Origin of the sequence: Streptomyces sp. NPDC002742 (assembly GCF_042888885.1) — a bacterium.
Lineage (GTDB): Bacteria > Actinomycetota > Actinomycetes > Streptomycetales > Streptomycetaceae > Streptomyces.
Window position 1 is genome coordinate 60,362 of record NZ_JBIAQF010000022.1, and the last position, 25,814, is coordinate 86,175.

Genomic DNA, 25,814 nt, shown 5'->3' on the forward strand with positions numbered 1-25,814 from the left:
GTGAGGTGACTACTCCGCCGGGGCCCGCCCCATGAGAGACGTGAGACTGCTCTGTACGTGGTCCATATGGGCCCGTACGTGATCCCATCGTTCCGCGTGCTCGCGCAGCACCCGGTCGGTCTCCCGGGCGATCCGTTCCTCGCTGACCCGGGCCTCGGCGAGCAGCTCGGCGGCCCGCGCCGCCGCGTCCTCCTGCTGATGCCGGTCCGAATCCTCCGCCTCGGCGAGGGCCCGCGTGGCCCGGGCGAGCGACTCCTCGGCGCGCGCCGCGCGTTCGACGTGGTGAGCCTCGAACGCGGCCTCGCGCTCGGCCTCCGCCCGCTCGGCCTCCGCACTCCGCGCGGTGTGCTCCGCGTCCTGCCCCGTGACCAGCGCCTCCGCCCGCCGACGCACCTCGCGCAGCACGGTCAGCACCTCCCCCCGGTTCTCCTTGACGTCCCGCCGGGCGCAGATCCGTACCTCGTCGGCCTCGGCACGCGCGTCGAGGAGCCTCCGCAGGGCCCACTCCTCCGCGCGGACGCGCACGTCGTCGGCGTACGCCTGGGCGGCCTCCCGCACCTCGCGCCCCGCGGCCTCGGCCTCCTCGGCCTCCGACCGGGCCTCGCCCCGCGCCTCCTCCCGCAGGGCCTCGGCCTGCTCCTGTCCGAGCTGGAAGATCCGCCCTGCCCGCTCGCCGAGCTCCTCGTACGTCTGCGGGGCGAGCCGGGTCACGGCCTCCCGCAACCGCTCCGCCTCGGCCTCCATGTCCTTCGCCAGCACGGTGAGCCGGGCGGCCCGTTCCCACGCGGCGTCGCGGCCCCGGGAGAGCGCCGCGGCGTACGCGTCGACCTGCTCGGGACGGTACCCACGTCCCCGTACGGCCACGAAGCCGTGCGGCGACACCGATGTGCTGCTCATCCTTGGACCCCTCTCCGCCCGACACACACGAAAAGACGATTTCGCGCACATCTTGATGGATCACGCGGAAGTGTTCATAACGCGACACTCCGCGCGCCCATTCGGCCCGAGACGGGTCATACCCGTGTCATTTGAGGTCAGCGGCCCGAGGGGCGCCACCGGCACGGCACCCGAAGAGAAGCGGTTCGGCCCTTCGCACGGTCCCACGCGCCGGGCCTTCCACCCGTGTACGGACCCGGCGCACCACCTCGTACCAACGGATGAGGCGCCCGACCCGTCTCACAGGTCGAGCGCCTCGTCCGTACCGCCGTAACCGCCGTAACCGCCGCAACCGGCCGTAACCGCCGTTGCCCCGGTCGTCCCGCTCTCCTACCGGGCCGCGGCCTACAGCAATCCGTCCCACATCTCCTCCAGCAGGACCGACCACCAGCTCTCCGGGGAGGCGAGTGCCGCCGGGTCCAACGAGGCGAGCTGTGCCTGGAAGTCGACGGTCCAGCGGCCCGCCTGCTCCTGGTTGAGGCCGAACCGCAGCCGCCACATCCGGCCGAGCAGCGCGAGACAGCGCGCGAACTCGGGCAGCCCGGTGTTCACGAACTGCGGCGGCACCGGAGCGCCCCCGGGACCGGCCTCCACCGGCACCGCGACGATGTTCGCCGTGCCGTACTGGACACAGATCGCCTTGCCGAAGTCGCTGCCCATGACGAGGTACGAGCCCGCGTCCGGGGACGCCGCCACCCCGCGCTCCTGCGCCAGTTCGGCGAGCGTCGGCACCGGACGGCCCGGCTGGGCCTGCGCCCAGAAGAACGGCCCCATGTCGACCGGCAGCCCGGCCACGACCAGGGTGTGCGCCACGATGTCGGGCACACCCTGCCGCGACACGGCCGCCTGGTCGAACCGGAACATCCCCGGCCCGAACGCCGCCGCCAGTTCCTGCCCGATCGCCTCCGGCGGGATCGGCGGCGCGGGCTGCACCGGCGGAATCGGCGCCCGTACCGGCGCCGGCCGCGCCGGCCCGTCCGCCACCTGGTGCAACTCACCCTGATGTGCGAGGAGTTGATGCATGCCCTGCTGACGGCTCGCGTGGTCCGTGCCGTACGGCGCGATGCTCGTGATCCGCGCCTGCGGGAAGGTCTCCCTGATCATCCGCGCGCAGTACGCGCCCGGCAGCTCACAGGACTCCAGCTCCGTGTGCAGCTCCAGCACTTGCTGCGGCGGCACGTTCATGGCGCGCAGCTCGTGCAGGATCTGCCACTCCGGATGCGGTGTACCCGGCGCGGACCGCCGGATCAGCTGCTGCTCCGACCCGTCGTGCGCCCGATACCGCAGCACGGCCTGATAGCCGGGCCCGACGGTCGGCTGCGCCGGCTGCGGATAGCCGTACGCGGGCGGCTGCTGCCCCGGCATGGGCTGTCCGGGCACGGGCTGCCCCGGCATGGGCTGCCCCGGCATGGGCTGAGGGACACCCGGCGGCATACCGGGGGCCTGCGGCGGCGGCGCACCCGGGCCCCCGACGGGAGGCGGGGCGAACATGGTCGCGGCATGGTGCACCCCACCGGGAGGCGTGCCCCCATGAGGCTGCGGCGCGCCAGGGGCGCCGGGCGGCTGCGGCGCACCGGGACCGGCCTGCTGCCAGGGTGCGCCCGGAACCCCCGGCGCACCAGGGACGCCGGGCGGCTGCGGCGCACCCGGTCCGCCCACCGCGGGCCCCGCCAGCATCGTCGCGGCGTGGTGGACTCCGCCGCCCGGAGGCGTGGCGCCGGGCGGCCGGGGCGCACCGGGCACCCCTGGGACCCCCTCGGGCCCGTCCGGCCCGAGCTGCGAGACGAGCTGTGTCGGCACGTACCCGCCCGCGGGCGTTCCCGGAGCGCCCGGCCCGGACGGCTGAGGCGTGCCGCCCGGCCGCCCACCCGGGACCCCCGGGGCGCTCGGCGGATGCGGGGCGCTCGCCCCGCCACCGCGCGCCCCGCGGGGCGGCGCCTGCGCCTTGCTGGTCGCGGCGTCGGCGATGTCACCGGCGTGCGGAGGAAGCGGCCGCGACGGCGCGCCGGGCGGCGATGTGCCGACGGCACCCGGAGCGGGCGGCGCGCCGGGCGGCGGTGTGCCCGGCCCCTGGGGGAACCCGGACGCGGGCGCACCCGGCGGCGGCGTCCCCTGCGGACCACCGGGGACCGGGGCGCCGGGCGGCGGTGTGCCCCGGCCGGCGCCCGGACCCTGCGGATAGCCGTACGCGGAGGCTCCGGGCGGCGGACCCTGCGCGCCGGGCCCCTGCGGATACCCGTACGAAGACACCCCGGGCGGCGGACCGCCGGGCAGCCCGTGCCCCGGTGAAGAACCTGACGGCGCCGGGGAGTTCGGCTCCCCGGCCACCGGTGCCAGTGTCGTATGCGGGAGTTGGCTGCCCCCGGACATCATCGCGGTCCGGTCGTACGCCGCGGCGGGCGGCGGGGTCCGGGAGTCGTCGACGTCGGAGAGCTGCGGCGCGAACACGGTCGCCGGCAACGGTACGGAACGGTCGTCCCCGGGATCGGCGTTCGTGTCCGTCCCCGCCCACGGGGTCGCGTCGGCGGGAACGTCCGGCATCGCGTCCCGCGGAGCGGGAACCTCCTCGTCGCCGGTCGCGGCGGCCGGCCAGGGCGTACCCCCGCCGGCAACCGGCGGCACACCGGGCGTGGTGGCGGGAACCGAGTAGGACGAGGACCGCGCACCCGGCGCCCCGGCCGGGGAAGCGGCATGCTCCCCCGGCGCGGACGGCAACCCGTGCGCCCCGGAGTCTCCCGGCGCACCCGACAGCGAACCTCCGCCCCCCGAAGCCCCGTTCACGGACCCGTCCGCCGCGGCGGCCGCACGCGACCCCGCCCCGTCGGAGCCCGAAGATCCCGACCCCGCGCGCCGGTCCGGAATCCCCATCCTGTCCGCGGCCTCCTGCAGCCACTCCGGGGGACTCAGCAGGAACGACGTCTGATTCAGGTCGACCCGGGCCGCGGGCGCCGGCGCCGGTTCGGGGGACGCGTCCGGCGCCCCGTACTCCTCCTCGTACCGGCGGATGACCTCACCCACCGGCAGCGCGGGCCACAGCGTGGCCTCCCCGCTGTCCCGCGCGATGACGAGCCGCTGCGCGCCCCCGTCGGAACGCGGACCCTCGGCACGGTCCTCCGCCCATACGACAAAACCGAGTTCGAACTCGCGTACCCGCACCTCGCGGTGCTGGTATCCGGGCACGTCCCCGTTGATCCACTCTTCCGCACGCTCCTGCGCCTGCGCAAAGGTCACCATCGCAACGTCACTCCCCCACAGAAGACGCCGAAGACGCCGAAGACACGGGCACGGCGTAGGCGAACCCGCCGTCCACCATCAGATTCGCCACCGTCTCCAACTCCGGCGGATCGCCGGCCAGCCGGGACAGGAACTGGTCGAAGTCGTCACCGCACGGCAGCAGCAGCCGCTCCACCCGCTCGGCCGCCTGCCAGGCATCCTGGTCCCGGGCGTCGTCGAACGCGCAGAACCAGACCGAACCGATCCGGTCGCCCTTCACCTTCACGGCCAGCAGACCGCCCTGCACGAACCCGACACCCAGGTAATCCTTGGTCAGATGGTCGCGCAGACACTTGTTGACATACACGAGGTCATTGACGGCGGCCTCGTCGCGAACCGTGAAGAACGGCTGGTCCACCAGCAGTCCGAGCTCGGCGTCGAGCGCCGCGCCGACCGGCGCGCACCCGCCCGCCGCCTTCAGGAACGACCGGTAGGCGCCCGGCAGCCGGTAGCCGAGGTCCTCCTCGACCCCCAGCACCTGCTGCTCGGTCACCGCGACCGACGACTTCGGCAGCCCGAAGTGCGCGGGCCGCGTCTCCTGCAACGGCCGCGTCCCCCGCTTGGAATGGTCGACGGCCGCGGTCGCGACACCACCGTGATGCCGCAGCAGCGCCTTCACCTCGACAGGCACCAACTCCAGCCGCCGGGTGCCCGCCACGTGATGCCACGTCCAGCCGTGCGGCGTCGCCACCGACGGGATCGTGTCCCACAGATCGTGACCCGACGCGGCGAGAGCGGCGTTCGCGGAGACGTAGTCCGTCAGCCTCAACTCGTCGACGCCGAAACCCTCCGGGGGCTCGGCGATCTCCGCCGCGCCGCGCGCGTAGAACGAGAAGTCGGGATAACCGCGCTCGTCGATCCGTACACCTCCGGGATGGCGTGCGGCCCGGACCGGATCCGGGAAGTGCACGACTTGCCCGGCGTAGGCCGCGTTCGGCGGCGCGGCTTGTCCCGCAGCCTGGCGGCTGGGAGGTGCCCCCAGCCCGAGCCGACCTGTCGTCATGGCGGTTGCCCCCTGCGGCGTTCTCAATAGCTGGATGGAGCGCGGATGTCGACAGCCTATTCGGTTGTACGACACCGGTCACCGGGCCTCCCGTTCCGTGACCAGCCGTCACCCCGCAGTGACCGTAAGCCGAAGACCTGGCGTGTCGCGGCGCCCCAGCTACCGCTCCCGCCACCGCATTTGGCAGTCTGTCTCCGCACCGGGGGATGCACGGGAGGGAAAAACGATCATGAATGCGACGCATACGGGCACGTCCGGGGACCCCCGGGTCGGCTGGAGCAGCGCCGAGGCGCTGCACGCCCCGACTTTGCTGTACCGCCGCGACGGCATACTCCCCACCGTCGCCGCCGCCCTCTCCGTCCGCGGCGCCACCCTCACCGGCACGGCCGCCCGCGGCGACCAGCCACCCGCTCTTCACCCGCTGGTCCAGGACTTCCTCGACACCCTCACGAACGCCCAACGCGACCGCTTCACCGGCCGCTGCGCCGAGGCCATCCTGATCTCCCGGCACATCGCGTCCGCCGACACCGAACGCAGCAAGCGGGCCACCCGCAAGCCGATGACCAACGGCGAGGCCCGCAAGGCCCTCAAGGGGGCCAAGCTCACCGCGCGCCGCATCCGCGAGGACGGCGACCCGCTGCACGGCAGTTTCGCCGCGCCCTGCCGCTCCTGCACGGCGCTCAGCGACCACTTCGGCGTACGCGTCGTCGACCCGGCGGCACCGGACGCCTGAACTCCCCTTCTCCCGCATACGTACTTGTGACGGCGTCCCGCGACGCCGATGTCCCATCCCTCGACGAACGAAGGGCAGATGCACTCCGACCGCGCCGCCTCCAGCCTCTTCCCCCCTGCCGGACAGGGGGGACCCGCCTCCCGTTTCCCCGAACCCGTCGACGCCGCACTGCGCTCGGCGGGATGGCAGCCGGGACGCTGGGACATAAAGCAGGCCGAGTACTGGGCCGACGAGCTGCGCGGACACGCGTCGCCTGCCGGGCACCGGCACGCCGTGTTTCCCGCCGCGGTCGAGGCGTGGGCGGAGTTCGGAGGTCTGCGCGTCGGCGCCAAGGGGCCCGGGCGCCAGCTCTCCCCCGCCCTGCTCCATCTCGACCCCCTGCACGGGCTGCACATGGCCCGCACCCTCGGCGACCTCGGCCGCGCGCTCGACACCGAGGTCTGCCCCATCGGCGAGGAGTCCGACTCCCACGCCCTGCTCGCCATAGACGCCGAGGGCCGGGTCTACACCCTCGACCACACCGGCGACTGGTATCTCGGCCCCCACATCGACGCCGCCCTCACCACCCTCCTCACCGGCACGGCCCCAGCCCGCCTCACCGCAACCTGACCACCCACCCGGCTCACGCCGGCCCGAGGCCCCAGGGCCGTTTCCGCCCCCTCCGCCCCTACCCGTCCCGACCCTGGGGTTCCGCCCCGGACCCCGCTCCTCAAACAGCGGAGGGGCTGAATTTTCACGCGCGTGAGGGTGGGGTTGCACCCAAGCCACCGCGCACCCGCAGCCGGGTACGCGCGGCAGGGGACGCGCGGCAGGGGACGCCGGTACATCGAATGCCCGCAGGCCGGACGGATCAGCACCCACCCCCACCTCGAAACGCCGGTGGGATCCGTCCGGATGCGGGCGGATGTACCGGCACGGCCCCGACCCACCCGCCGCACCCGAACCGCGAAACGCCAGAGGCGAGCTACGCCGGGATCACCGCCGACACCCGGAACCCGCCCGCGTCCGTGGGCCCCGACACGAACACGCCCCCCAGAGCGGCCACCCGCTCCTTCATGCCCAGCAACCCGTTCCCCCCGCTCGGCAACCGCACGGACGACCCCACCCCCACCTCCGGCGGACACTCGTTCTCCACCTGCATCGCGATCTCGGACACCCGATGCGCCAGCCGGACGTACGTCTTCGCCCCCGCCGCGTGCTTGTGGACGTTCGTCAACGCCTCCTGCACCACCCGGTAGGCGGTCTGCTCGATCTCCCGGGCGTACGCGCGCAGGTCCCCCTCGACCGACAGCGCCACGACCATCCCCGCCGCCGCCGACTGCCCGATCAGCTCGTCGATCTCGGCCAGGCTCGGCCCCTCACCGGCCCCGGTGTCGTCCGCCGCCCGCGACGCCGCGGCGGCCGCGGCCGCCCCCACCGCCGCCAGCGGGACCGACGGAACCCGCGCGTCCACCCCGTTCCCCGTACGCAGCACGCCCAGCATCTCCCGCAGCTCCGTGAGCGCCTGACGCCCCATGTCCCCCACCAGGGCGGCGTTCTTCACGGCCTTCTCGGGATCCTTCCGCGCGACCGCCTGAAGGGCCGCCGCGTGCACCACCATCAGCGAGACCCGATGCGCGACCACGTCGTGCATCTCCCGCGCGATCCGGGTGCGCTCCTCGTTGCGCGCCCACTCGGCCCGCTCCTCGGCCCGCTCCGCGAGCAGCTGCAGCTCCCGCTCCAGCGAGTCCGCCCGCTCCCACAGGCTCTCCATCAGCCGCCGCCTGGCCCCCATGTACAGCCCGAGCAGCACGGGTGGCGCGGTCATCCCGATCGCCGTCGTGAGGGAGGCGAACGGGACGAACCAGTCCCCCATCGCCACATCCCCGCGCACCACGCCCTGGTGCGCCCGGACGAACGTGACGATCAGCATGCCGGCGAAGGACATCCCCGCCAGCGCCGCGATGATGCGCCGCGGCAGTTCGGACGCGGCGAGCGTGTACAGCCCGACGAGTCCCATCACATAGCCCATCTGGGCGGGCGTGATCGCGATGGACACCAGGACGACCGCGATCGGCCACTTCCGCCGCACCAGCAGCACGGACCCGGCGATCACCCCGAAGACGACGCCCACCGGAGCGGGCAGTCCCGCGTCGTGCGCGAAGCGGACCCCCTCGCCCCCGCACTCGACCGCGGACGCCAGAGCGAGCCCCGCGTCCAACACCGCACTACGCCATCCGACCCACCACCACGGGCCGGTCCCGGCCGCGGTGCGCTCTTCCCCCGTCGTGGTCATGCCTCCAGCCTACGGTCGCCCCCCGGCCCATTTCCGGTGAGTTTTGCCTACCGGCCTACACCACACCCCACCATCGAACAGAAGCGAAACCAACCGATATCCCTCGAACTGCTGAATCGATCATCGTTCGACCCCGGAAGTTCACATTCCGGCCGGACGGTACGCCTATGGCAAATTCCCCGAGCAAGTACGCGGATTTCGAGACCATGCGGGAACAAGCGATCACGCTTCGACGAGCGGGACTCAGCCGCCGTCAGATCCGTGACCGACTGCACATCTACAACAACGACATCCTCAACCGCCTTCTCCAGGGCGAGCCACCACCGGACTGGACCAAGCGCCCGCGGGCGAAGGACGACCTCCGCGACAGGGCCCGCGAGCTACGCGTCCAGGGCTGGACGTACGACCGGATCCAGGTGGAACTGGGCTGCTCGAAGAGTTCGATCTCGCTTTGGGTACGGGATCTGCCGCAGCCGGAGCGGCGGACGCGGACCCGCGAGGAGGCTTCGGCGATCGCCAAGAGCGGCTGGGAGGCCACGCTCCGGAAGCGGGAGGAGGAACGCCGGCGGACCAAGCGCGCGGCGGCCGAGGAAATCGGCGCCATGACCGACCGAGAACTCTTCCTCGTGGGTGTGGGCCTTTATTGGGCCGAGGGATCCAAGAGCAAGCCCTACCGCCGACAAGAGCGCATCGTCTTCGTGAACAGCGATCCGGACATGATCACCGTCTTCCTGGCGTGGCTGCACCTGCTCGGGGTCGAGCGGGAACATCTCCGGTTCGCGGTGCACATCCATGAGACCGCCGACACTGCAGCCGCCGAGAAGTTCTGGGCGGAGCACGTCGACATCGAGACGGCCGATCTCCTCAAGACCTCTATCAAGAAGCACAATCCGCGCACGAACCGCAAGAACACCAACGAGCGTTACCACGGCTGCCTTCGAGTCGGCGTGCGCGGTGGCGCCGACTTGTACCGTCGCATCGAAGGCTGGTGGTACGGCATAGTGTTGTCCGCACGCGAAGCCGATGAATCGAATCGGACATAGCGTGCATACCATCCCGGGTCGTCTAATGGCAGGACAAATGGTTTTGGTCCATTGAATGAGGGTTCGATTCCTTCCCCGGGAGCCTGCGGAGAGGGCCCTGACAAGCTCCGTCAGGGCCCTCTCCCACATCCCTCCTGATTCGCCCCGGTATCCTGCGGATGTCCACACCCCAGTCATCCGAAGCCGAAGGGCAACCCCGTGAGCGCCAATCGCCCGGCAGCCGTCGTCGTTCTCGCAGCGGGTGAGGGCACCCGTATGAAATCGGCCACACCCAAGGTCCTGCACGACATCTGCGGACGCTCCCTCGTCGGCCATGTGCTCGCCGCCGCACGCGACTTGGATCCCGAGAACCTCGTCGTCGTCGTGGGGCACGCCCGCGAGAAGGTCGTCGCGCACCTCGCGGAGATCGACCCGGGCGTCCGGACCGCGGTGCAGGCCCAGCAGAACGGCACCGGGCACGCCGTACGGATGGCCCTCGAAGAGCTCGGCGAGGGCGTGGACGGCACCGTCGTCGTGGTCTGCGGCGACACCCCCCTGCTCAGCGGCGAGACCCTGCTCGCACTCGCCTCGACCCACAGCGCCGACGGCAACGCCGTCACCGTGCTGACCGCCGAGGTCCCCGACGCCACCGGCTACGGCCGCATCGTGCGGGACGGCGCCAGCGGCGCGGTCACCGCGATCGTCGAGCACAAGGACGCGAGCGACTCGCAGCGCGCGATCCGTGAGATCAACTCGGGTGTCTTCGCGTTCGACGGACAGCTGCTCGCCGACGCGCTCGGCAAGGTCCGGACGGACAACAGCCAGGGCGAGGAGTACCTGACGGACGTCCTCGGGATCCTGCGCGAGGCCGGGCACCGCGTCGGCGCGGCCGTCGCCGCCGACCACCGCGAGATCGCCGGCATCAACAACCGCGTGCAGCTCGCCGAGGCGCGCCGCACCCTGAACGACCGGCTGCTCACCGGGGCCATGCTGGCCGGCGTCAGCGTCATCGACCCCGCGACGACCTGGGTCGACGTGACGGTCACCTTCGAGCAGGACGCGATCGTGCACCCCGGGACACAGCTCCTGGGCGCCACGCATGTCGCCGAGGGTGCCGAGGTGGGGCCCAACTGCCGCCTGAAGGACACCCGGGTGGGTGCCGGTGCCCGTGTCGACAACACCGTGGCCGTCAGCGCCGAGGTGGGTCCGCAGGCGAGCGTGGGACCGTTCGCGTATCTCCGTCCGGGGACGCGGATCGGTCTGAAGGCCAAGGTCGGTACGTACGTCGAGACGAAGAACGCGACGATCGGCGAGGGCACGAAGATCCCGCACCTGTCGTACGTGGGCGACGCGACGATCGGCGAGTACTCGAACATCGGTGCCGCGAGCGTGTTCGTGAACTACGACGGGCAGGACAAACACCACACGACGATCGGCTCGCACTGCCGTACGGGTTCGGACAACATGTTTGTGGCTCCTGTCACGGTCGGGGACGGCGCGTACACCGCGGCGGGCTCGGTCATCACCAAGGACGTGCCGCCCGGCTCGCTGGCCGTGGCCCGTGGCCAGCAGCGGAATATCGAGGGCTGGGTGGCCCGCAAGCGTCCGGGAAGCGCGGCGGCGAAGGCCGCGGAGACCGCCTCCCGGGAGACGGCCGGCGAAGGCTGACCGGAAAGCGGTGCGTCCGGGACGGCGTACCGTGATAAGTGCACACCCGCACCCCAGCTGAGAAGCCCTCTCGCAACCCAGCTGAGAAGACCTCTCATGCAGAAGACCTCTGAGGAGACAGTGCTGTGACCGGGTTCAAGACGACCGGCGAGAAGAAGATGATGTTCTTCTCCGGCCGCGCCCACCCCGAGCTTGCCGAGGAGGTCGCCCACCAGCTGGGTGTCGGGGTTGTCCCGACGAAGGCCTTCGACTTCGCCAACGGTGAGATCTACATCCGCTACCAGGAGTCCGCGCGCGGCGCCGACTGCTTCCTGATGCAGAGCCACACGGCTCCGATCAACAAGTGGATCATGGAGCAGTTGATCATGATCGACGCTCTGAAGCGGGCCTCCGCCCGGAGCATCACGGTGATCGTGCCCTTCTACGGTTACGCCCGTCAGGACAAGAAGCACCGCGGACGTGAACCGATCTCGGCGCGTCTGGTCGCGGACCTGATGGCGACGGCCGGTGCGGACCGCATCCTCACGGTCGATCTGCACACGGACCAGATCCAGGGCTTCTTCGACGGCCCGGTGGACCACCTGTTCGCGCTGCCGATCCTCGCGGACTACGTGGGCGCCAAGGTCGACAAGTCCAAGCTCACCGTCGTCTCCCCGGACGCCGGCCGCGTGCGGGTCGCCGACCGCTGGTGCGACCGTCTCGACGCTCCGCTGGCCATCGTGCACAAGCGCCGCGACAAGGACGTCGCCAACCAGGTCACCGTCCACGAGGTGGTCGGTGATGTGAAGGGCCGCGTCTGCGTGCTCGTCGACGACATGATCGACACGGGTGGCACCATCTGCGCCGCGGCGGACGCGCTGTTCGCGCACGGCGCGGAGGACGTCATCGTGACGGCCACGCACGGCGTGCTCTCCGGTCCGGCGGCCGACCGTCTGAAGAACTCCAAGGTCAGCGAGTTCATCTTCACGGACACCCTGCCGACCCCGGGCGAGCTGGAGCTCGACAAGATCACGGTGCTGTCGATCGCGCCGACGATCGCGAACGCGGTGCGTGAGGTCTTCGAGGACGGCTCGGTGACGAGCCTGTTCGAGGAGCACTGACCCTCGGCTCCGCCGGTCGCCTAGATCGATTTCATGTACGGCCTCCCCGCCCCGTAAGCTGTCACAGTTGCTCGGCGAGGGAGGCCGCACTTCTGTGCGGCAATCCGTTATCGACGCGCTCTTCGTAGCAGGCCGATGGTTCGGCCGGGTGACCTCTTTCCCCAGGATCTACGAGGAGTGAACATGTCCGAGGTCAAGCTCGCCGCCGAGACCCGCACCGAGTTCGGCAAGGGCGCCGCCCGCCGCATCCGCCGCGAGGCCAAGGTCCCCGCCGTCGTCTACGGTCACGGCACCGAGCCGCTCCACATCACGCTCCCGGGCCACGAGCTGCAGCTCGCCCTGCGTACCGCGAACGTCCTGCTCACCCTGGAGCTCGAGGGCAAGACCCAGCTCGCGATCCCGAAGGCCGTCCAGCGTGACGCCATCAAGGGCAGCCTCGACCACGTCGACCTGCTCCTCGTGAAGAGCGGCGAGAAGGTCACCGTCGAGGTCTTCGTGCACACCGAGGGCGAGCTGGCCCCGGGCAGCTTCCTCGTCGAGAACGTGCTGAACACCCTGACGGTCGAGGCCGAGGCCACCCACATCCCGGAGTCGGTCACCGTCTCCATCGCGGGCCTGGAGGCCGGTGCCTCCATCCACGCCAAGGACATCAAGCTCCCCAAGGGCACCACGCTGGCGATCGACGAGGACGCGGTCGTCATCCAGGTCCTGTCGGCGCAGGCCGAGGAGCCGGCCGCCGAGGGCGAGACCGCGGCCGCCGAGGCCTGATCCCCCCGGGAATCTTCATCTGTGTCAGCCGCCGCTCCTGTCGGGAGCGGCGGCTGCCGCGTATCAAGGACACATGGGAGACACGGACGTGACGACCGACGCCAACGCGCCCTGGCTGATCGTGGGCCTCGGCAACCCGGGCCCCGAGTACGCCATGAACCGGCACAACGTGGGCTTCATGGTGGCCGATCTGCTGGCGGGCCGGGTCGGCGGGAAGTTCAAGCGGGCCGGCAAGGCGCAGGCCCAGGTGATCGAGGGCCGGATCGGGCCGCCCGGTCCGGCGAACCGCCGGGTGATCCTGGCCAAGCCGATGTCGTACATGAACCTGTCGGGTGGTCCGGTGACCGCGCTGCGGGACTTCTACAAGGTGCCGACGGCGAACATCGTGGCGGTCCATGACGAGCTGGACATCGACTACGGCATGCTGCGGCTGAAGCTGGGCGGCGGGGACAACGGCCACAACGGCCTGAAGTCCATGACGAAGGCGATGGGCGCGGACTATCACCGGGTGCGGTTCGGCATCGGGCGCCCTCCGGGCCGTATGCAGGTCGCGGACTTCGTGCTGAAGGACTTCGCGTCGGCCGAGCGCAAGGAGCTGGACTACTTCGTGGACCGTGCGGCGGACGCGGTGGAGGCTCTGGTGATCGAGGGCCTGGAGCGGGCCCAGAGCACGTACAACTCCTGAGGTACGGCCGGGAAGGACCGCGGGGGCGGGCGGGAAGACCGCGCGGAACGGCCGGGAAGACCGCGCGGAACGGCCGGGAAGATCGCGGGGGACGGCCGGGAAGATCGCGGGGGACGGCCGGGCGGTCGATGTACCCGTACAACTGCCGACTTGTCCCCCACCGGAGTTGACCGAGTGCGCGGCCATGGCCAATGATCCCCGCCATGCGTGCCGTCACCTCCAGTCAGAGCGCGTACGCGGCGCTGCGCTTCGGGCAGCTCGCGGTGATGGGCCTGGTCACCGGGCTCATCCTGATCGCGGGTGTCTGGGCCTCCTGGGGCACCGCACAGCACGTGATGCTGAGCAAGGGCCGGGAGCAGGGCACGATCGCCGTGCGGGCGTGCTCGGGCGAGGTGTGCTCGGGGCCGTACACGCCGGTGTCGCCGGGTTCACGGGCGCGGGCCCGCGTCGTCATCGACCAGTCGGTGGCGGTGCGGAAGGGCGGGACCTACACGGTCACGGTGAAGCCCGGCAGCGACGAGGTCGTACGCAGCGGTCCGGCCGGCCTGCTCTACGCCTGGGTGCCGCTGGCCGGCGCCCTGCTGCTCGCCTCGGTGGTGGTAGCGGGCGGTCTGGGGCGGACCCGCGCGGCCTGGCTGATGGCGGGGACGGGGATCGCGCTGCTGACGGCCACGTTCCTGGCCCTGTAGGCACACCCTTCGCCGCCCCGCCTGTGGGCATCCGCACGGACACACACGGACAGCGGAAGGCGCCCTCCGCGCTCGTACGGATACGAGTGCGGAGGGCGCCTTCTCTGGTCTTCGGCCGGTGTCGCCCGGTCAGCCGGTGTTGCGCAGTCCCGCCGCCACACCGTTGACCGTCAGCAGCAGGGCCCGCGAGAGCAGCGGGTCCGCGTGCTGCCCCGCCGCCGCCTCGTCGCGCTGGCGCTTGAGGAGGGCGACCTGGAGGTAGGAGATCGGGTCCAGGTAGGCGTCACGGATGGCGAAGGTCTGCTGGAGCACCGGGTGGGTGTCGAGCAGCTTCTCCCCGCCGGTGATGCGCAGTACCTCGCGGACGGTCAGCTCGTGCTCCGCCTCGATGGTGGCGAACACGTGCTTGAGCTCGTCCGGGACGAGGGTGTCGACGTAGTGGCGGGCGATCCGCAGATCGGTCTTCGCGAGGGTCATCTCGACGTTCGAGAGGAAGTTCCGGAAGAAGTGCCACTGCTCGTGCATCTCGTCGAGCACGGTGTCCAGGCCCGCTTCGCGCAGTGCCTTGAGACCGGAGCCGACGCCGAACCAGCCGGGCACGATCTGCCGCGACTGGGTCCAGCCGAAGACCCAAGGGATGGCGCGCAGTCCGTCGAGCGAGACGCCCGAGCCGGGGCGGCGGGAGGGCCGCGAGCCCAGGTGCAGGTCGGCGAGCTGGTCGACCGGCGTGGAGGCGAGGAAGTACGTCGGCAGGTCGGGGTCCTCGACGAGCCGCCGGTAGGCGGAGTGGGCGGCGTCGGAGACGACGTCCATCGCGGCGTCCCAGCGGGCCAGCGCCTCGTCGGACTGGCGGGGCGAGGTGTGCAGGGCGGACGCCTGGAGGGTGGCGGCGACCGTCAGTTCGAGGTTCTCGCGGGCCAGCGAGGGGACCAGGTACTTGTCGGAGATGACCTCGCCCTGCTCGGTCACCTTGATCTCGCCCTCCAGGGTGCCCCAGGGCTGCGCGAGGATCGCGTCGTGCGAGGGGCCGCCGCCGCGGCCGACGGTGCCGCCGCGGCCGTGGAAGAGCCGCAGGCGTACGCCGTAGCGGTGGGCGACGTCGCGCAGTCGGCGCTGGGCGCGGTGGATCTCCCACTGCGAGGTGGTGATGCCGCCGAACTTGGAGGAGTCGGAGTAGCCGAGCATGACCTCCTGGACGTCCCCGCGCAGTGCCACCAGACGGCGGTACGAGGGGTCGGAGAGCATGTCCTCCAGGATCGTGTCCGCGGCCTTGAGCTCGTCGGTGGTCTCCAGGAGCGGCACGATGCCGATCTTCGCCCAGCCGGCGTGCAGGTCGAGCAGTCCGGCCTCGCGGGCGAGGACGGCGGCGGCGAAGACGTCGTCGGCGCCCTGGCACATCGAGATGATGTACGACTCGATGACCTCGGGCCCGAAGATCTTCAGGGCCTTCTTGACGGTCTCGAACACACCGAGGGTCTTCTGGCCGGCGGCGTCGAGCGGCGCGGGGGTGGGGCCGAGCGGGCGCCGGGAGCGCAGTTCCTTGGCGAGGAGCTTGGCGCGGTAGTCGCGCGGCATGTCCACGTAGCGCCAGGACTCCTCGCCGAGGCGGTCGAAGAGCTGGCCGAGGGCGTGGTGGTGGGCGTCCGCGTGCTCGCGTACGTCCATGGTGGCGAGCTGGAGGCCGAAGGCGGCCAGCGTGCGGATGGTGCGGTTCATGCGGCCGTCGGCGATCAGGCCGCCGCGGTGCTCGCGCAGCGAGGTCTGGATGAGGGTGAGGTCGCGCAGCAGTTCGGCGGTGCCGAGGTAGTCGCGGCCGTCCTCGTGGGGCGTGCCCTTGGCGAGGCGGAGCTTGGTGTTCTCCAGCTTCTGCCGGACGCAGGTGGCCTTGAGGCGGTAGGGCTCCTCGGCGTTGAGGCGCTTGTAGCGGGGGCTGATCTCCGGCAGGCGCTCCAGGTCGGTCTGGAGGGATTCCAGCAGGTCCTCCGTCGCGCCGGTGTAGCGGATGGAGTTCGACAGGAAGCCCCGGAGCTCGTCGATGAGTTCCAGGGCGTCGTTGATGCCGTGTTCGTGCTGGAGGATCAGGACGTCCCAGGTGACGTCGGGGGTGACGTTCGGGTTGCCGTCGCGGTCGCCGCCGATCCAGGTGCCGAAGGTGAGGGGCCGGGTCTCGTCCGGGAGGACGACGCCGACGCGTTCCAGTTCGGCGGTGAGGTCCTCCAGGACGTCGCCGACGGCGCCGGCGTGCAGCTCGTCGAGGTAGTAGATGGCGTTGCGCGCCTCGTCGGCGGGCTCGGGGCGGACCACCCGGAGTTCGTCCGTCTGCCACACCAGGTCGATGTTCTCGGCGAGGCGGGTGTCGTGGCGGCGGCGGTCGGCCTCGATGACCGGGGTCTCAAGGAGCGCGGCGATGCGCCGCAGCTTGTTGAGGACCGAGCGCCGGGCCGCCTCGGTGGGGTGGGCGGTGAACACGGGGCGCACGTTGAGGTTCTTGACCGTCTGGCGCAGGTGCTCGGGGTCGGCGTCCTTGAGCCGGTCGGCCGTACGGGCGAGGAGGCCGCCCTCGGCGGCGCGCTTGGCGCGCAGTTCGCGGCCGCGGTGCACCTGCTCGGTGACGTTGGCGAGGTGGAAGTAGGTCGAGAAGGCGCGGACCAGCTTGGCGGCGGTCTCCAGTTCGGTGCCGCGCAGCAGTTCGGCGGCGGCCTCGCCGTCCTCGCGGGTCAGGCGGCGGACCTTCTCGACCAGTTCCAGGAGCTCGGGGCCCTCCTGCCGTACGAGGGTCTCACCGAGCAGATCGCCCAGGCGGCGGATGTCGGCGCGCAGTGCGCTGCTGGTCGTCGTGGTCTGGTCGTCGGCACTGCTCACAGGTGCGGCTCCTTGCAGTGTTGAAGCTCGTCTGAAGAGTGGGGGAATCTCGTCTGAAGCTCGTCTGGGAGGGAACCCGGGTGGCGACCGCGCGCGGCGGGTGCCGCTTAGGGAGGTGGCATCCGGGAAGAAATCAGAACGGACCGCGCTGTCCGACCGATACCAAGGATAGGTGTCCCCTCGGACGTGCAGGCTCACGGGCTCTTGCCGCCGGGCTACGCGCTGACATACTTACGACGCCGTAGGTTACGGACCCGTAGGTATTCCCGTCGGACGACGGGGGGACCCTGGGTTTCGCACCCGGACACCCTTCCCCGCCGCTCCTCACCCTCGAACCCCACAGGGGACGCCCATGACCACGAGTTCCGATGTGATCGACGACGCCCCGCGGGCGGACGACGACGACACCTCGCTCCCCGCCGCCACCCTCGGCGGCGAGAAGAAGGGGTCACTCGAACAGCTCACCCTTCTCCTCTTCATCACCGTCCCGTTCCTCGCGCTGCTCGCGGCGGTGCCGCTGGTCTGGGGCTGGGGGGTGAGCTGGCTGGATCTCGGCCTGATGGTCTTCTTCTATTACCTGGGTTGCCACGGCGTCACGATCGGCTATCACCGCTACTTCACGCATGGCTCCTTCAAGGCGAAGCGCCCCTTGCGGATCGCGGTCGCGATCGCGGGGTCCATGGCGGTCGAGGGCCCGCTCGTGCGCTGGGTCGCCGACCACCGCAAGCACCACAAGTTCTCCGACGCGGAAGGTGACCCGCACTCGCCGTGGCGTTACGGCGAGACGGTTCCGGCGCTGATGAAGGGCCTGTGGTGGGCACACATCGGATGGATGTTCGACGAGGAGCGGACGTCTCAGGAGAAGTACGCGCCGGATCTGGTCAAGGACCCGGTGATCCGGGCGATCTCGCGTCAGTTCATCCTCTGGACGCTGCTCTCGCTCGCTCTGCCGGCGCTGATCGGCGGTCTGGCGACGATGTCGTGGTGGGGCGCGTTCACCGGGTTCTTCTGGGGCTCCCTCGTCCGGGTGGCGCTGCTGCACCACGTCACCTGGTCGATCAACTCGATCTGCCACGCGGTCGGCAAGCGCCCCTTCAAGTCGCGTGACCGCTCGGGCAACGTGTGGTGGCTGGCGGTGCTCTCGTGCGGCGAGTCCTGGCACAACCTGCACCACGCCGACCCGACGTCGGCCCGGCACGGTGTGGACCGCGGCCAGATCGACTCCTCGGCCCGGATCATCCGCTGGTGCGAGCAGCTCGGCTGGGCGTACGACGTGCGCTGGCCGTCACGCTCGCGTATCGATTCGCGCCGCAGCGACGACGGGAACAGCTCCCGACGCAAGACGGAAACCGCTGAAGCGGCATGATTGACGGCGTGGCGACCGACTCCAGCAGCACCCCGAGCAGCAGTGAAAAGCCGCGGCGTGCGCGCCGCACCCGCATGACCGGCGCCGAGCGCCGTCAGCAGCTGCTGGAGATCGGCCGCACCCTGTTCGCGGCCAAGGGCTTCGAGGGCACGTCGGTGGAGGAGATCGCGGCGAAGGCCGGTGTCTCCAAGCCGGTGGTCTATGAGCACTTCGGCGGCAAGGAGGGTCTGTACGCGGTGGTGGTGGACCGCGAGATGCGCCGGCTCCTTGACATGGTGACCAGTTCGCTGACGGCGGGCCATCCGCGCGAGCTGTGCGAGCAGGCCGCGTTCGCCCTCCTGGACTACATCGAGGAGTACACGGACGGCTTCCGCATCCTCGTCCGTGACTCCCCCATCCCCCAGTCGACGGGTTCGTTCGCGTCGCTGATCTCGGACATCGCCACCCAGGTGGAGGACATCCTGGGCCGCGAGTTCAAGAGCCGCGGCTTCGACTCGAAGCTGGCGCCGCTGTACGCCCAGGCCCTGGTGGGCATGGTCGCGCTGACGGGCCAGTGGTGGCTGGACGTCCGCAAGCCGCGCAAGGCGGAGGTGGCCGCGCATCTGGTGAATCTGGCGTGGCACGGCCTGGACGGCCTGGAGCCGAAGCCGCGGTTGATAGGGCATCGGAAGGCCTAGAGCGCGAGGGCGGAGAGCGCGAGGGCGGCAGCATTCTCCCGGCCTCGCGTTCCGGGCGGCCGGCGCGAGGGCGACGGAGAGCCCCCGGGGAGCCGAGCTCCCCGGGGGCTTCTCGTCATGCGCGGACGAGCGGCTCCAGGAATTCGAGGCGGTTGCCGACCGGGTCCTCGGAGAAGAAGCGCCGGTGGCCGGGCAGGTCCTCGTCCCAGGTGACGGGGGCGCCCGTGGCCGCGATCCGCGCGGCGTGGGCGTCGATGCCGGTGACGCGCAGTCCGGGGTGGGCCTTCTTGGCGGGACGGAAGGAGGTCTCGATCCCGAGGTGCAGCTGGACGGCTCCCGCCTGGAACCAGCAGCCCCCGCGGGCGGCGAGGACGGGCGGTTTGGGGATCTCGGTCATGCCGAGCGCGTCGGCGTAGTACGCGCGCAGCCGGTCCTCGGAACCCGGCGGGGCGGCGAGCTGGACATGGTCGAGGGCGGCGAGCATCAGGCGTCCTTCCGGGCCACGGCGAACAGCCGGCGGAACGGCAGCACCGTGCCGTACGGCCGCGCCGGGTAGGCGTCGCGCAGCAGGTCCCGGTATGCGGCGACGAACGCGTCCAGGGCCTCGGGATCGTCCGCGAGGACGGTCAGCACCGGTCGCAGCGCGGTCCCCTTCGCCCAGTCGAGCACCGGGTCCGGCCCGGTCAGCAGTTGCATGTACGTCGTCTCCCAGACGTCCGTCCGACAGCCGAGGGCTTCCAGGCGGTCCAGGTAGACGAGCGGGTCGTGGACCGAGTCCGCGGGACGCAGGGTGTCGCCGAGACGGCCCTTCCAGCGGGGGGAGGAGGCCAGTTCGCGCAGCAGGACGTGCAGCGGGGCGTCGGTGTTGTGGGGCATCTGGAAGGCCAGGACGCCACCGGGCGCGAGCGCGTCGAGCCAGCCGGGGAACGACTCCAGGTGGCCCGGCACCCACTGGAGCGCGGCGTTCGAGGTGATCAGGCCGTACGTCTCGGTGGGCGCCCAGTCGGTGAGGTCGGCGTGGGCGAAGTCGAGGCGTCCGCCGCCGGTGACGGGGCCGGCGTACTCCTCGGCCCTCGCGAGCATCTCGGCCGAGTTGTCGTACCCGGTGATGTGGGCGGTGGGCCAGCGGTCGGCGAGCTGGACGGTGACGTTGCCGGGGCCGCAGCCGAGGTCGGCGACGCGTGCCGGGTCGCCGGGGATCTCCGGGACCTGGGCGAGAAGGTCCGCGAAGGGGCGGGCTCGGTGCCGCGAGTGGCGCAGATACTGGCCGGGGTCCCAGCCGGGGGTGGTGGCGGCAGTCATGGGTGGCCTCCTCGGAAGTCGCCGCAGAGGTCGCGGACCGCGGAAGGGGACAGCGGTTGCCGGACCGTTCGGGCTCCAGCCTCCCAGAAAAAATCTCTCGACGTCAAGAGAGTTCATATCGAGATACTTTATATCGAGAGACTCCATATCAAGAGACTTCATGTCGACACAACCACTACACTGATCGTCATGGAGGACGAGGTCGATCGGCTGGTGGCTGCGTGGCGCCGGGAGCGCCCGGACCTCGACGTGGAACCGCTCGAGGTGCTCAGCCGGGTGAGCAGACTGGCCCGGCATCTGGACCGTGCGCGCCGGCTGGCGTTCGCCGAGCACAGCCTGGAGCCCTGGGAGTTCGACGTCCTGACGGCGCTGCGGCGCGCGGGGTCCCCGTATCAGCTCTCCCCCGGGCAACTGCTCACACAGACGCTCGTCACCTCGGGCACGATGACGAACCGCATCGACCGTCTCACCAAGAAGGGTCTCGTGGAGCGCCTCCCGGACCCGAGCGACCGCAGGGGCGTGCTCGTCCGCCTCACGGACGAGGGGTGCGACCGCGCCGACCAGGCGCTGGCGGGTCTGCTCGACCAGGAGCGGGCGATCCTCGCCGAGCTGAGCAGGGCACAGCGCGGTGAACTGGCCGGACTGCTACGCCAGTTGACCGCCCCGTTCGACAATATCCCCGGTTAGGTCGACGGGTCCGACCCCGGCGCGCCTGGCCAGGGCCACGGCGGCGAGGGTGGAGTGCACGCCGAGCTTCCCGAGAACGTTCTGCATATGCGTGCGGACGGTGTGGGGGGAGAGGAAGAGCCGCTCCGCCACCGCCTTGCGCCCGAGCCCCGCGACCATGCACCGCAGCACCTCGCGCTCCCGCGGCGTCAGCGACTCGACGAGCCGCTCGCTCTCGGTCCGGTGCTTGCGCGCGGCGGTGAGCTCCCGGAGCACCCCGGTGAGCAGGGCGGGCGGCAGATGGGTCTCGTCGCGCAGCACACCCCGTATGACGGTGAGCAGCCGCGACAGCGAACAGTCCTTGGCGACCCACCCCGAGGCCCCGGCCTGCAGGGCGAGCGCGGCCCGGCGCGGATCGTCCTTCTCGGCCAGCACGACGGTCCGCACGCTCGGCTGCCCGGAGCGCACCCCGGCGACGAGCGAGATGCCGTCCACCAGACCGTCCTCGTTGCTCTCCTGGACGGGCACCGCCGGACGCATGCCGGGCAGATTGCCGCCCAGGTCCGCGTCGACGAGCAGCACGTCGAAACGGCGGCCCTCCGCCGCCGCGCGCTCGAGGCAGCGCAGCGCGGCGGGACCGCTGCCCGCGGCGGACACGTCCACGTCGGGCTCGGCCGCGAGAGCGGCGGCGAGCGACTCGGCGAAGATGCGGTGGTCGTCGACGACCAGTACTCGGATGCGAACCACAGAAACCCCCACTGTCGGGGGACGGTCCGTACGGGTACGGCGCCCGAAGAGATTCCGAGCCCGCTTGCGACCCGAAAACGAGGTGCCGCCGCCGCACGGCCGCCGCCGTGCTGGAAGTGCTACCCCCACTTCGGGCGTCGTACCCGACTGTCTCGCCCCCTGATCAGCACCGGCCCCCACCGGCACTGTTCATCAGAGTACGGCTGGGGGCCGGGAGCGGAAGGCAATTTGCAGAACTGGTTGGACGGCCCGTTTATGGTGAGCCGTATGTTTCGTATCGAGACAGGAGACGACAAAGACCGTCGGGATCTGCTCCGCAGGCGACTGCTGGACACGAACACGGCGGCGTCCCCTGTGCTGCGCGCGCTGCGTGGAACCCCGGATGAGCGTGAACTCCCGATCCAGGTCTGGGCCATGGACGAGGCCGGCGAGCTGGCCGGCGGTCTGGCCGGTCACACCTGGACGACCTGGCTGCACGTCACCTACCTGTGGGTCGACGACCGGCACCGGGGCGCGGGCCTCGGCGGCCGGCTCCTCGCGGAGGCCGAGGCCGCCGCCGCGGAACGCGGCTGCCGCGCCGCCCGCCTGGAGACCTGGGACTTCCAGGCCCCGGACTTCTACCGCAAGCAGGGGTACGACGTGGTGTGCGTGATCCCCGGCTATCCGCCGGGGATCACGGAGTACACGCTGACGAAGCGCTGGGGCTGACGGCAGAGCGCTTCTCACCCCCACCGGCGTCGGGTTCAGCCCCTCCGGCATTTTGAGGAGCGGGGGTCCAGGGCAGCGGCCCCGGGTCAGCCGATACGCCGGGCCCCCGCCGAAGGAACCGCCGGGAACACCCGGGGAGCGGTGAAGCCCGCCGCGGCGAACGCCTCCGTGACCGCCTTGGTGACGGTGTCGACGTCGGCCGACTCCACCAGCACGACCGCGGAACCACCGAAACCGCCGCCCGTCATCCGCGCCCCGAGGGCTCCCGCGGCGTTCGCCGCCGAAACCGCAAGATCCAGCTCGGCGCAGGAGATCCGCAGATCGTCGCGCAGCGAGGCGTGACCGTCCGTCAGGACCGGTCCGATCGCCCGGACGTCGCCCGCGTCGAGCAGGGCGATGACCCGGTCCACCCGGTGGTCGTCGGAGACGACGTGGCGGACGTAGCGGCGGACTCGTTCGTCGGAGAGCCGGGCGAGGGCCGCGTCGAGCTCCTCGTACGCGACATCGCGCAGATGGGAGACGCCCAGCTGCCGTGCCCCCTCCTCGCAGCCCGCGCGCCGTTCGGCGTACGCCCCGTCCCCGAGAGCGTGCTTCACCCGGGTGTCGACGACCAGGAGTTCGAGGCCCTGGGAGGCGAGGTCGAAGGGGACCTGGCGGATCGACAGGTCACGGCAGTCGAGGTGCAGGGCGTGGCCCTCGACGCAGCACGCCGACGCCGTCTGGTCCATGACCCCGCACGGCACGCCGACGAAGTCGTTCTCCGCGCGCTGTGCGAGCAGTGCCAGCTCGGGGCGGCTGAGCCCGAGTCCGTACAACTCGTCCAGGGCGAGGGCCGTGACGACCTCCAGGGCCGCCGAGGAGGACAGGCCCGCGCCGGTGGGGACCGTGGAGGCCAGGTGGATGTCCGCGCCGCCGACGGCGTGGCCCGCCTCGCGCAGCGCCCACACCACCCCCGCCGGATACGCGGCCCAGCCGGTGTCCGAGCGGGGCACCAGCTCGTCGACGCGCAGTTCGACGACCGGTCCGTCGATGTCCGCCGAGTGCAGCCGCAGCACCCCGTCGGACCGGCGGGACACCGCCGCGACCGCCGTGTGCGGCAGCGCGAGCGGCATCACGAACCCCTCGTTGAAGTCCGTGTACTCGCCGATCAGATTGACGCGGCCCGGCGCCGCCCAGACGCCCTCGGGCGCGGCACCGTACAGCTCCTCGAAGCCCTCACGTACCCCCACCTGGTCCACTGCTACCCCTTCGCTACGTTCTGTGCGAACTCCCACGCGTCCGCGACGATCCCCGCGAGATCCGCGCGGGACGGGTTCCAGCCGAGCCGCTCCCGGGCGGTCTCGGCCGAGGCGACCAGGACCGCCGGGTCTCCGCCGCGGCGCGGTGCCATGACCTCCGGGATCGGGTGCCCGGTCACCTGGCGCACGGTCTCGATGACCTCGCGGACGGAGAAGCCGTTGCCGTTGCCGAGGTTGCAGATCAGGTGCTCGCCCGGGGACGCGGCCTCGACCGCCAGCAGGTGCGCCTCGGCGAGGTCCGCGACATGGATGTAGTCGCGGACGCAGGTGCCGTCCGGCGTCGGGTAGTCGTCGCCGTAGACGGAGATCGCGTCGCGGCGGCCCTGCGCGACCTGGAGGACCAGCGGGATGAGGTGCGACTCGGGGTCGTGCCGCTCGCCGCTCTCGCCGTAGGCGCCGGCCACGTTGAAGTACCGCAGGGAGACGGCGCCGAGTCCGTGCGCCGCGGCCTCGCCGGTGATCATGTGGTCGACGGCGAGCTTGGAGGCGCCGTAGGGGTTGGTGGGCCGGGTCGGCGCGGACTCGACGATCGGGGTGGTCTCGGGCTCGCCGTAGGTCGCGGCCGTGGAGGAGAAGACCAGCTTGCGCACGCCCGCCTCGCGCATCGCGGCGAGCAGCGCCATGGTGCCGCCGACGTTGTTGTCCCAGTACTTCTCGGGCTTCACCACGGACTCGCCGACCTGCGAGAACGCGGCGAAGTGCAGGACGGCGTCGTACGAGTGGTCCAGCCACTTGGCGGCGTCGCGGATGTCGCCCTCGACGAAGGCGGCACCGGCGGGCACGCCGTCGCGGAATCCGGTCGAGAGGTTGTCGAGGACGGTGACCTCGTGGCCCGCCTCGATCAGGTGGCGCGCGACCACGCTGCCCACGTAACCGGCTCCGCCCGTGACCAGGTACTTCCCACTCATGAACTCGCTACCTCTCGCAGTCGCTGAGCCGCGGTCTCCGGCGGCACGTCGTTGATGAACACGTTCATGCCGGACTCGGATCCCGCGAGGAACTTCAGCTTGCCGGAAGTGCGGCGAATGGTGAAAAGCTCCAGGTGGAGAGCGAAGTCGTCGCGGTTGACGCCTTCGAACTCCTCCAGCGGGCCGAAGGGAGCCTGGTGCCACGCCGCGATGTACGGCGTCTGCGGCTCGCCCGTCCCTTCCTTCCCACCGTCCGGCCCGTCGAAGATCCGGTCGAAGCGCCTCAAGAGTTCCAGATAGACCTGGGGGAATTCTGTGCGCGCGTCCTCGTCGAGGCCGAGCAGGTCCGGCACACGGCGGCGCGGGTAGAGGTGGACCTCGTACGGCCAGTGGGCGGCGTACGGGACGAAGGCGACCCAGTGCTCGCTCGACAGGACGACTCGTGAGCCGTCGGCCAGTTCCCGTGCGAGGACCTCGTCGAACAGGTTCGCGCCGCCGGTCGCCTCCTTGTGCGCGGCGAGGGAACGCAACATCAGTGCGGTACGGGGGGTGGTGAAGGGGTAGCCGTAGATCTGCCCGTGCGGGTGACCGAGTGTCACACCGATCTCGGCGCCACGGTTCTCGAAGCAGAAGACCTGTTCGACGGAGGGCAGATGCGACAGTTCGGCGGTGCGGTCCGTCCACGCCTCCAGGACGAGACCGGCCTGCGCCTCCGTCAGATCCGCGAAGGACGCGTCGTGGTCGGAGGTGAAACAGACGACCTCGCAGCGGCCGGAGTCGCCGGCCAGCGAGGGGAAGCGGTTCTCGAACACCACGACGTCGTACGAGGATTCGGGGATCTCGCTCAGCCGGTCACCGGAGGACGGGCACAGCGGGCACTCGTTCGCCGGCGGGTGGTAGATGCGCCCCTGGCGGTGCGAGGCGATGGCCACCGAGTCCCCGAGCAGCGGGTCGCGGCGCACCTCCGAGGTGGTGACGGTCGGGTCGAGCGGGCGCCGGTCCACCGCGTCGCGCACCTTGTCGTCGCCCGCGTCGTAATAGATGAGCTCACGACCGTCGGCGAGCCGGGTCGAGGTCTTCTTCACAGTCGGACTCCCCATCAACACCCGATCAAACCTTCAAACATAA

General features: G+C 71.2%; 23 protein-coding genes and 1 tRNA gene. 13 read left to right on the forward strand and 11 right to left on the reverse strand.

The window, feature by feature from the left end:
• Positions 1-9: 9 nt before the first annotated feature.
• The 3 genes from ACFYW8_RS32200 to ACFYW8_RS32210 all read right to left on the reverse strand — a co-directional run bounded on the left by ACFYW8_RS32200 (position 10) and on the right by ACFYW8_RS32210 (position 5,212).
• Entirely contained in the window at positions 10-897 is an 888-nt protein-coding gene (locus tag ACFYW8_RS32200; RefSeq protein WP_389085332.1) for a cellulose-binding protein, read from the reverse strand.
• A gap of 384 nt (positions 898-1,281) precedes the next feature.
• Positions 1,282-4,170, reverse strand: coding sequence for an SUKH-4 family immunity protein (locus ACFYW8_RS32205; RefSeq protein WP_389085337.1), 2,889 nt, complete (start codon positions 4,168-4,170; stop codon positions 1,282-1,284).
• 7 nt (positions 4,171-4,177) lie between these two features.
• Positions 4,178-5,212: an SMI1/KNR4 family protein gene (locus tag ACFYW8_RS32210; RefSeq protein WP_389085342.1), complete on the reverse strand. Its 1,035-nt coding sequence runs from the start codon at positions 5,210-5,212 to the stop codon at positions 4,178-4,180.
• Between the two features lie 229 nt (positions 5,213-5,441).
• On the opposite strand from ACFYW8_RS32210, the gene ACFYW8_RS32215 reads away from it, so the two are divergent.
• Together ACFYW8_RS32215 and ACFYW8_RS32220 are read left to right on the forward strand one after the other, a co-directional pair.
• A complete protein-coding gene (locus ACFYW8_RS32215; protein ID WP_365876521.1) occupies positions 5,442-5,945 on the forward strand; it encodes a YwqJ-related putative deaminase in 504 nt (167 codons plus the stop codon).
• Between the two features lie 78 nt (positions 5,946-6,023).
• Positions 6,024-6,554, forward strand: a complete 531-nt coding sequence (locus tag ACFYW8_RS32220; RefSeq protein WP_389085350.1) for an SUKH-3 domain-containing protein — start codon at positions 6,024-6,026, stop codon at positions 6,552-6,554.
• Between the two features lie 355 nt (positions 6,555-6,909).
• Here ACFYW8_RS32220 and ACFYW8_RS32225 read toward each other — a convergent pair whose 3' ends face one another.
• Positions 6,910-8,220 carry a histidine kinase gene (locus ACFYW8_RS32225; RefSeq protein ID WP_365876525.1) on the reverse strand — a complete coding sequence of 437 codons (1,311 nt, stop codon included), beginning with the start codon at positions 8,218-8,220 and terminating at the stop codon, positions 6,910-6,912.
• 167 nt (positions 8,221-8,387) lie between these two features.
• Between ACFYW8_RS32225 and ACFYW8_RS32230 the strand changes: the two genes are divergently transcribed.
• The 7 genes from ACFYW8_RS32230 (at position 8,388) to ACFYW8_RS32260 (ending at position 14,152) form a co-directional block, all read left to right on the forward strand.
• Positions 8,388-9,263 (forward strand): hypothetical protein, encoded by an 876-nt coding sequence (locus ACFYW8_RS32230; RefSeq protein ID WP_389085357.1) that lies wholly within the window; start codon positions 8,388-8,390, stop codon positions 9,261-9,263.
• A gap of 11 nt (positions 9,264-9,274) precedes the next feature.
• A tRNA-Gln gene (locus ACFYW8_RS32235) sits at positions 9,275-9,345 on the forward strand.
• 116 nt (positions 9,346-9,461) lie between these two features.
• On the forward strand, positions 9,462-10,910 hold the full coding sequence (gene glmU / locus ACFYW8_RS32240; protein WP_365876529.1) for a bifunctional UDP-N-acetylglucosamine diphosphorylase/glucosamine-1-phosphate N-acetyltransferase GlmU: 1,449 nt from the start codon (positions 9,462-9,464) through the stop codon (positions 10,908-10,910).
• Positions 10,911-11,035: 125 nt separating this feature from the next.
• Positions 11,036-12,010: a ribose-phosphate diphosphokinase gene (locus ACFYW8_RS32245; protein ID WP_389085365.1), complete on the forward strand. Its 975-nt coding sequence runs from the start codon at positions 11,036-11,038 to the stop codon at positions 12,008-12,010.
• A gap of 183 nt (positions 12,011-12,193) precedes the next feature.
• Positions 12,194-12,778 (forward strand): 50S ribosomal protein L25/general stress protein Ctc, encoded by a 585-nt coding sequence (locus ACFYW8_RS32250; RefSeq protein ID WP_389085371.1) that lies wholly within the window; start codon positions 12,194-12,196, stop codon positions 12,776-12,778.
• Between the two features lie 73 nt (positions 12,779-12,851).
• Positions 12,852-13,463, forward strand: a complete 612-nt coding sequence (gene pth, locus ACFYW8_RS32255) for an aminoacyl-tRNA hydrolase (RefSeq protein ID WP_365876535.1) — start codon at positions 12,852-12,854, stop codon at positions 13,461-13,463.
• A 191-nt stretch (positions 13,464-13,654) separates the two neighbouring features.
• Positions 13,655-14,152 (forward strand): hypothetical protein, encoded by a 498-nt coding sequence (locus ACFYW8_RS32260; RefSeq protein WP_365876537.1) that lies wholly within the window; start codon positions 13,655-13,657, stop codon positions 14,150-14,152.
• Between the two features lie 129 nt (positions 14,153-14,281).
• Here the strand turns inward: ACFYW8_RS32260 and ppc are convergent, their stop codons facing one another.
• Entirely contained in the window at positions 14,282-17,014 is a 2,733-nt protein-coding gene (gene ppc / locus ACFYW8_RS32265) for a phosphoenolpyruvate carboxylase (RefSeq protein ID WP_389085380.1), read from the reverse strand.
• Positions 17,015-17,366: 352 nt separating this feature from the next.
• Between ppc and ACFYW8_RS32270 the strand changes: the two genes are divergently transcribed.
• Both ACFYW8_RS32270 and ACFYW8_RS32275 read left to right on the forward strand, forming a co-directional pair.
• Entirely contained in the window at positions 17,367-18,380 is a 1,014-nt protein-coding gene (locus ACFYW8_RS32270) for a fatty acid desaturase (RefSeq protein WP_365876541.1), read from the forward strand.
• Positions 18,377-19,057, forward strand: a complete 681-nt coding sequence (locus ACFYW8_RS32275) for a TetR/AcrR family transcriptional regulator (RefSeq protein ID WP_361683917.1) — start codon at positions 18,377-18,379, stop codon at positions 19,055-19,057. The genes ACFYW8_RS32270 and ACFYW8_RS32275 overlap by 4 nt, the downstream gene beginning before the upstream one ends.
• A gap of 115 nt (positions 19,058-19,172) precedes the next feature.
• Here ACFYW8_RS32275 and ACFYW8_RS32280 read toward each other — a convergent pair whose 3' ends face one another.
• Both ACFYW8_RS32280 and ACFYW8_RS32285 read right to left on the reverse strand, forming a co-directional pair.
• Entirely contained in the window at positions 19,173-19,541 is a 369-nt protein-coding gene (locus ACFYW8_RS32280; protein WP_389085389.1) for a VOC family protein, read from the reverse strand.
• The gene (locus ACFYW8_RS32285; protein ID WP_365876562.1) at positions 19,541-20,359 is read right to left on the reverse strand and encodes a trans-aconitate 2-methyltransferase; all 819 of its coding nucleotides are present in this window, start codon (positions 20,357-20,359) and stop codon (positions 19,541-19,543) included. Before ACFYW8_RS32285 ends, ACFYW8_RS32280 begins: the two co-directional genes overlap by 1 nt.
• A gap of 189 nt (positions 20,360-20,548) precedes the next feature.
• Between ACFYW8_RS32285 and ACFYW8_RS32290 the strand changes: the two genes are divergently transcribed.
• Positions 20,549-21,046, forward strand: a complete 498-nt coding sequence (locus ACFYW8_RS32290; protein WP_261703948.1) for a MarR family winged helix-turn-helix transcriptional regulator — start codon at positions 20,549-20,551, stop codon at positions 21,044-21,046.
• On the opposite strand, the gene ACFYW8_RS32295 is transcribed toward ACFYW8_RS32290, so the two are convergent.
• The gene (locus ACFYW8_RS32295) at positions 21,005-21,772 is read right to left on the reverse strand and encodes a LuxR C-terminal-related transcriptional regulator (protein WP_389085400.1); all 768 of its coding nucleotides are present in this window, start codon (positions 21,770-21,772) and stop codon (positions 21,005-21,007) included. The two genes, ACFYW8_RS32290 and ACFYW8_RS32295, sit on opposite strands and share 42 nt — an antisense overlap.
• A 255-nt stretch (positions 21,773-22,027) precedes the next feature.
• On the opposite strand from ACFYW8_RS32295, the gene ACFYW8_RS32300 reads away from it, so the two are divergent.
• Positions 22,028-22,480, forward strand: coding sequence for a GNAT family N-acetyltransferase (locus tag ACFYW8_RS32300; RefSeq protein WP_389085404.1), 453 nt, complete (start codon positions 22,028-22,030; stop codon positions 22,478-22,480).
• Between the two features lie 86 nt (positions 22,481-22,566).
• Here the strand turns inward: ACFYW8_RS32300 and galK are convergent, their stop codons facing one another.
• The 3 genes from galK to galT are packed head-to-tail and all read right to left on the reverse strand — an operon-like array spanning position 22,567 to position 25,771.
• Positions 22,567-23,709 carry a galactokinase gene (gene galK, locus ACFYW8_RS32305; protein ID WP_389085698.1) on the reverse strand — a complete coding sequence of 381 codons (1,143 nt, stop codon included), beginning with the start codon at positions 23,707-23,709 and terminating at the stop codon, positions 22,567-22,569.
• Between the two features lie 11 nt (positions 23,710-23,720).
• A complete protein-coding gene (galE, locus tag ACFYW8_RS32310; RefSeq protein WP_389085408.1) occupies positions 23,721-24,686 on the reverse strand; it encodes a UDP-glucose 4-epimerase GalE in 966 nt (321 codons plus the stop codon).
• Positions 24,683-25,771 (reverse strand): galactose-1-phosphate uridylyltransferase, encoded by a 1,089-nt coding sequence (gene galT / locus ACFYW8_RS32315; protein ID WP_389085412.1) that lies wholly within the window; start codon positions 25,769-25,771, stop codon positions 24,683-24,685. The genes galE and galT overlap by 4 nt, the downstream gene beginning before the upstream one ends.
• Positions 25,772-25,814: the final 43 nt, after the last annotated feature.

Coding starts and splice junctions, on each gene's coding strand:
- ACFYW8_RS32200 (WP_389085332.1), bottom strand. CDS start 897: ATGAGCAGCACATCGGTGTCGCCGCACGGCTTCGTGGCCGTACGGGGA.
- ACFYW8_RS32205 (WP_389085337.1), bottom strand. CDS start 4,170: ATGGTGACCTTTGCGCAGGCGCAGGAGCGTGCGGAAGAGTGGATCAAC.
- ACFYW8_RS32210 (WP_389085342.1), bottom strand. CDS start 5,212: ATGACGACAGGTCGGCTCGGGCTGGGGGCACCTCCCAGCCGCCAGGCT.
- ACFYW8_RS32215 (WP_365876521.1), top strand. CDS start 5,442: ATGAATGCGACGCATACGGGCACGTCCGGGGACCCCCGGGTCGGCTGG.
- ACFYW8_RS32220 (WP_389085350.1), top strand. CDS start 6,024: ATGCACTCCGACCGCGCCGCCTCCAGCCTCTTCCCCCCTGCCGGACAG.
- ACFYW8_RS32225 (WP_365876525.1), bottom strand. CDS start 8,220: ATGACCACGACGGGGGAAGAGCGCACCGCGGCCGGGACCGGCCCGTGG.
- ACFYW8_RS32230 (WP_389085357.1), top strand. CDS start 8,388: ATGGCAAATTCCCCGAGCAAGTACGCGGATTTCGAGACCATGCGGGAA.
- ACFYW8_RS32250 (WP_389085371.1), top strand. CDS start 12,194: ATGTCCGAGGTCAAGCTCGCCGCCGAGACCCGCACCGAGTTCGGCAAG.
- pth (WP_365876535.1), top strand. CDS start 12,852: ATGGGAGACACGGACGTGACGACCGACGCCAACGCGCCCTGGCTGATC.
- ACFYW8_RS32260 (WP_365876537.1), top strand. CDS start 13,655: ATGATCCCCGCCATGCGTGCCGTCACCTCCAGTCAGAGCGCGTACGCG.
- ACFYW8_RS32270 (WP_365876541.1), top strand. CDS start 17,367: ATGACCACGAGTTCCGATGTGATCGACGACGCCCCGCGGGCGGACGAC.
- ACFYW8_RS32275 (WP_361683917.1), top strand. CDS start 18,377: ATGATTGACGGCGTGGCGACCGACTCCAGCAGCACCCCGAGCAGCAGT.
- ACFYW8_RS32280 (WP_389085389.1), bottom strand. CDS start 19,541: ATGCTCGCCGCCCTCGACCATGTCCAGCTCGCCGCCCCGCCGGGTTCC.
- ACFYW8_RS32285 (WP_365876562.1), bottom strand. CDS start 20,359: ATGACTGCCGCCACCACCCCCGGCTGGGACCCCGGCCAGTATCTGCGC.
- ACFYW8_RS32290 (WP_261703948.1), top strand. CDS start 20,549: ATGGAGGACGAGGTCGATCGGCTGGTGGCTGCGTGGCGCCGGGAGCGC.
- ACFYW8_RS32300 (WP_389085404.1), top strand. CDS start 22,028: ATGGTGAGCCGTATGTTTCGTATCGAGACAGGAGACGACAAAGACCGT.
- galE (WP_389085408.1), bottom strand. CDS start 24,686: ATGAGTGGGAAGTACCTGGTCACGGGCGGAGCCGGTTACGTGGGCAGC.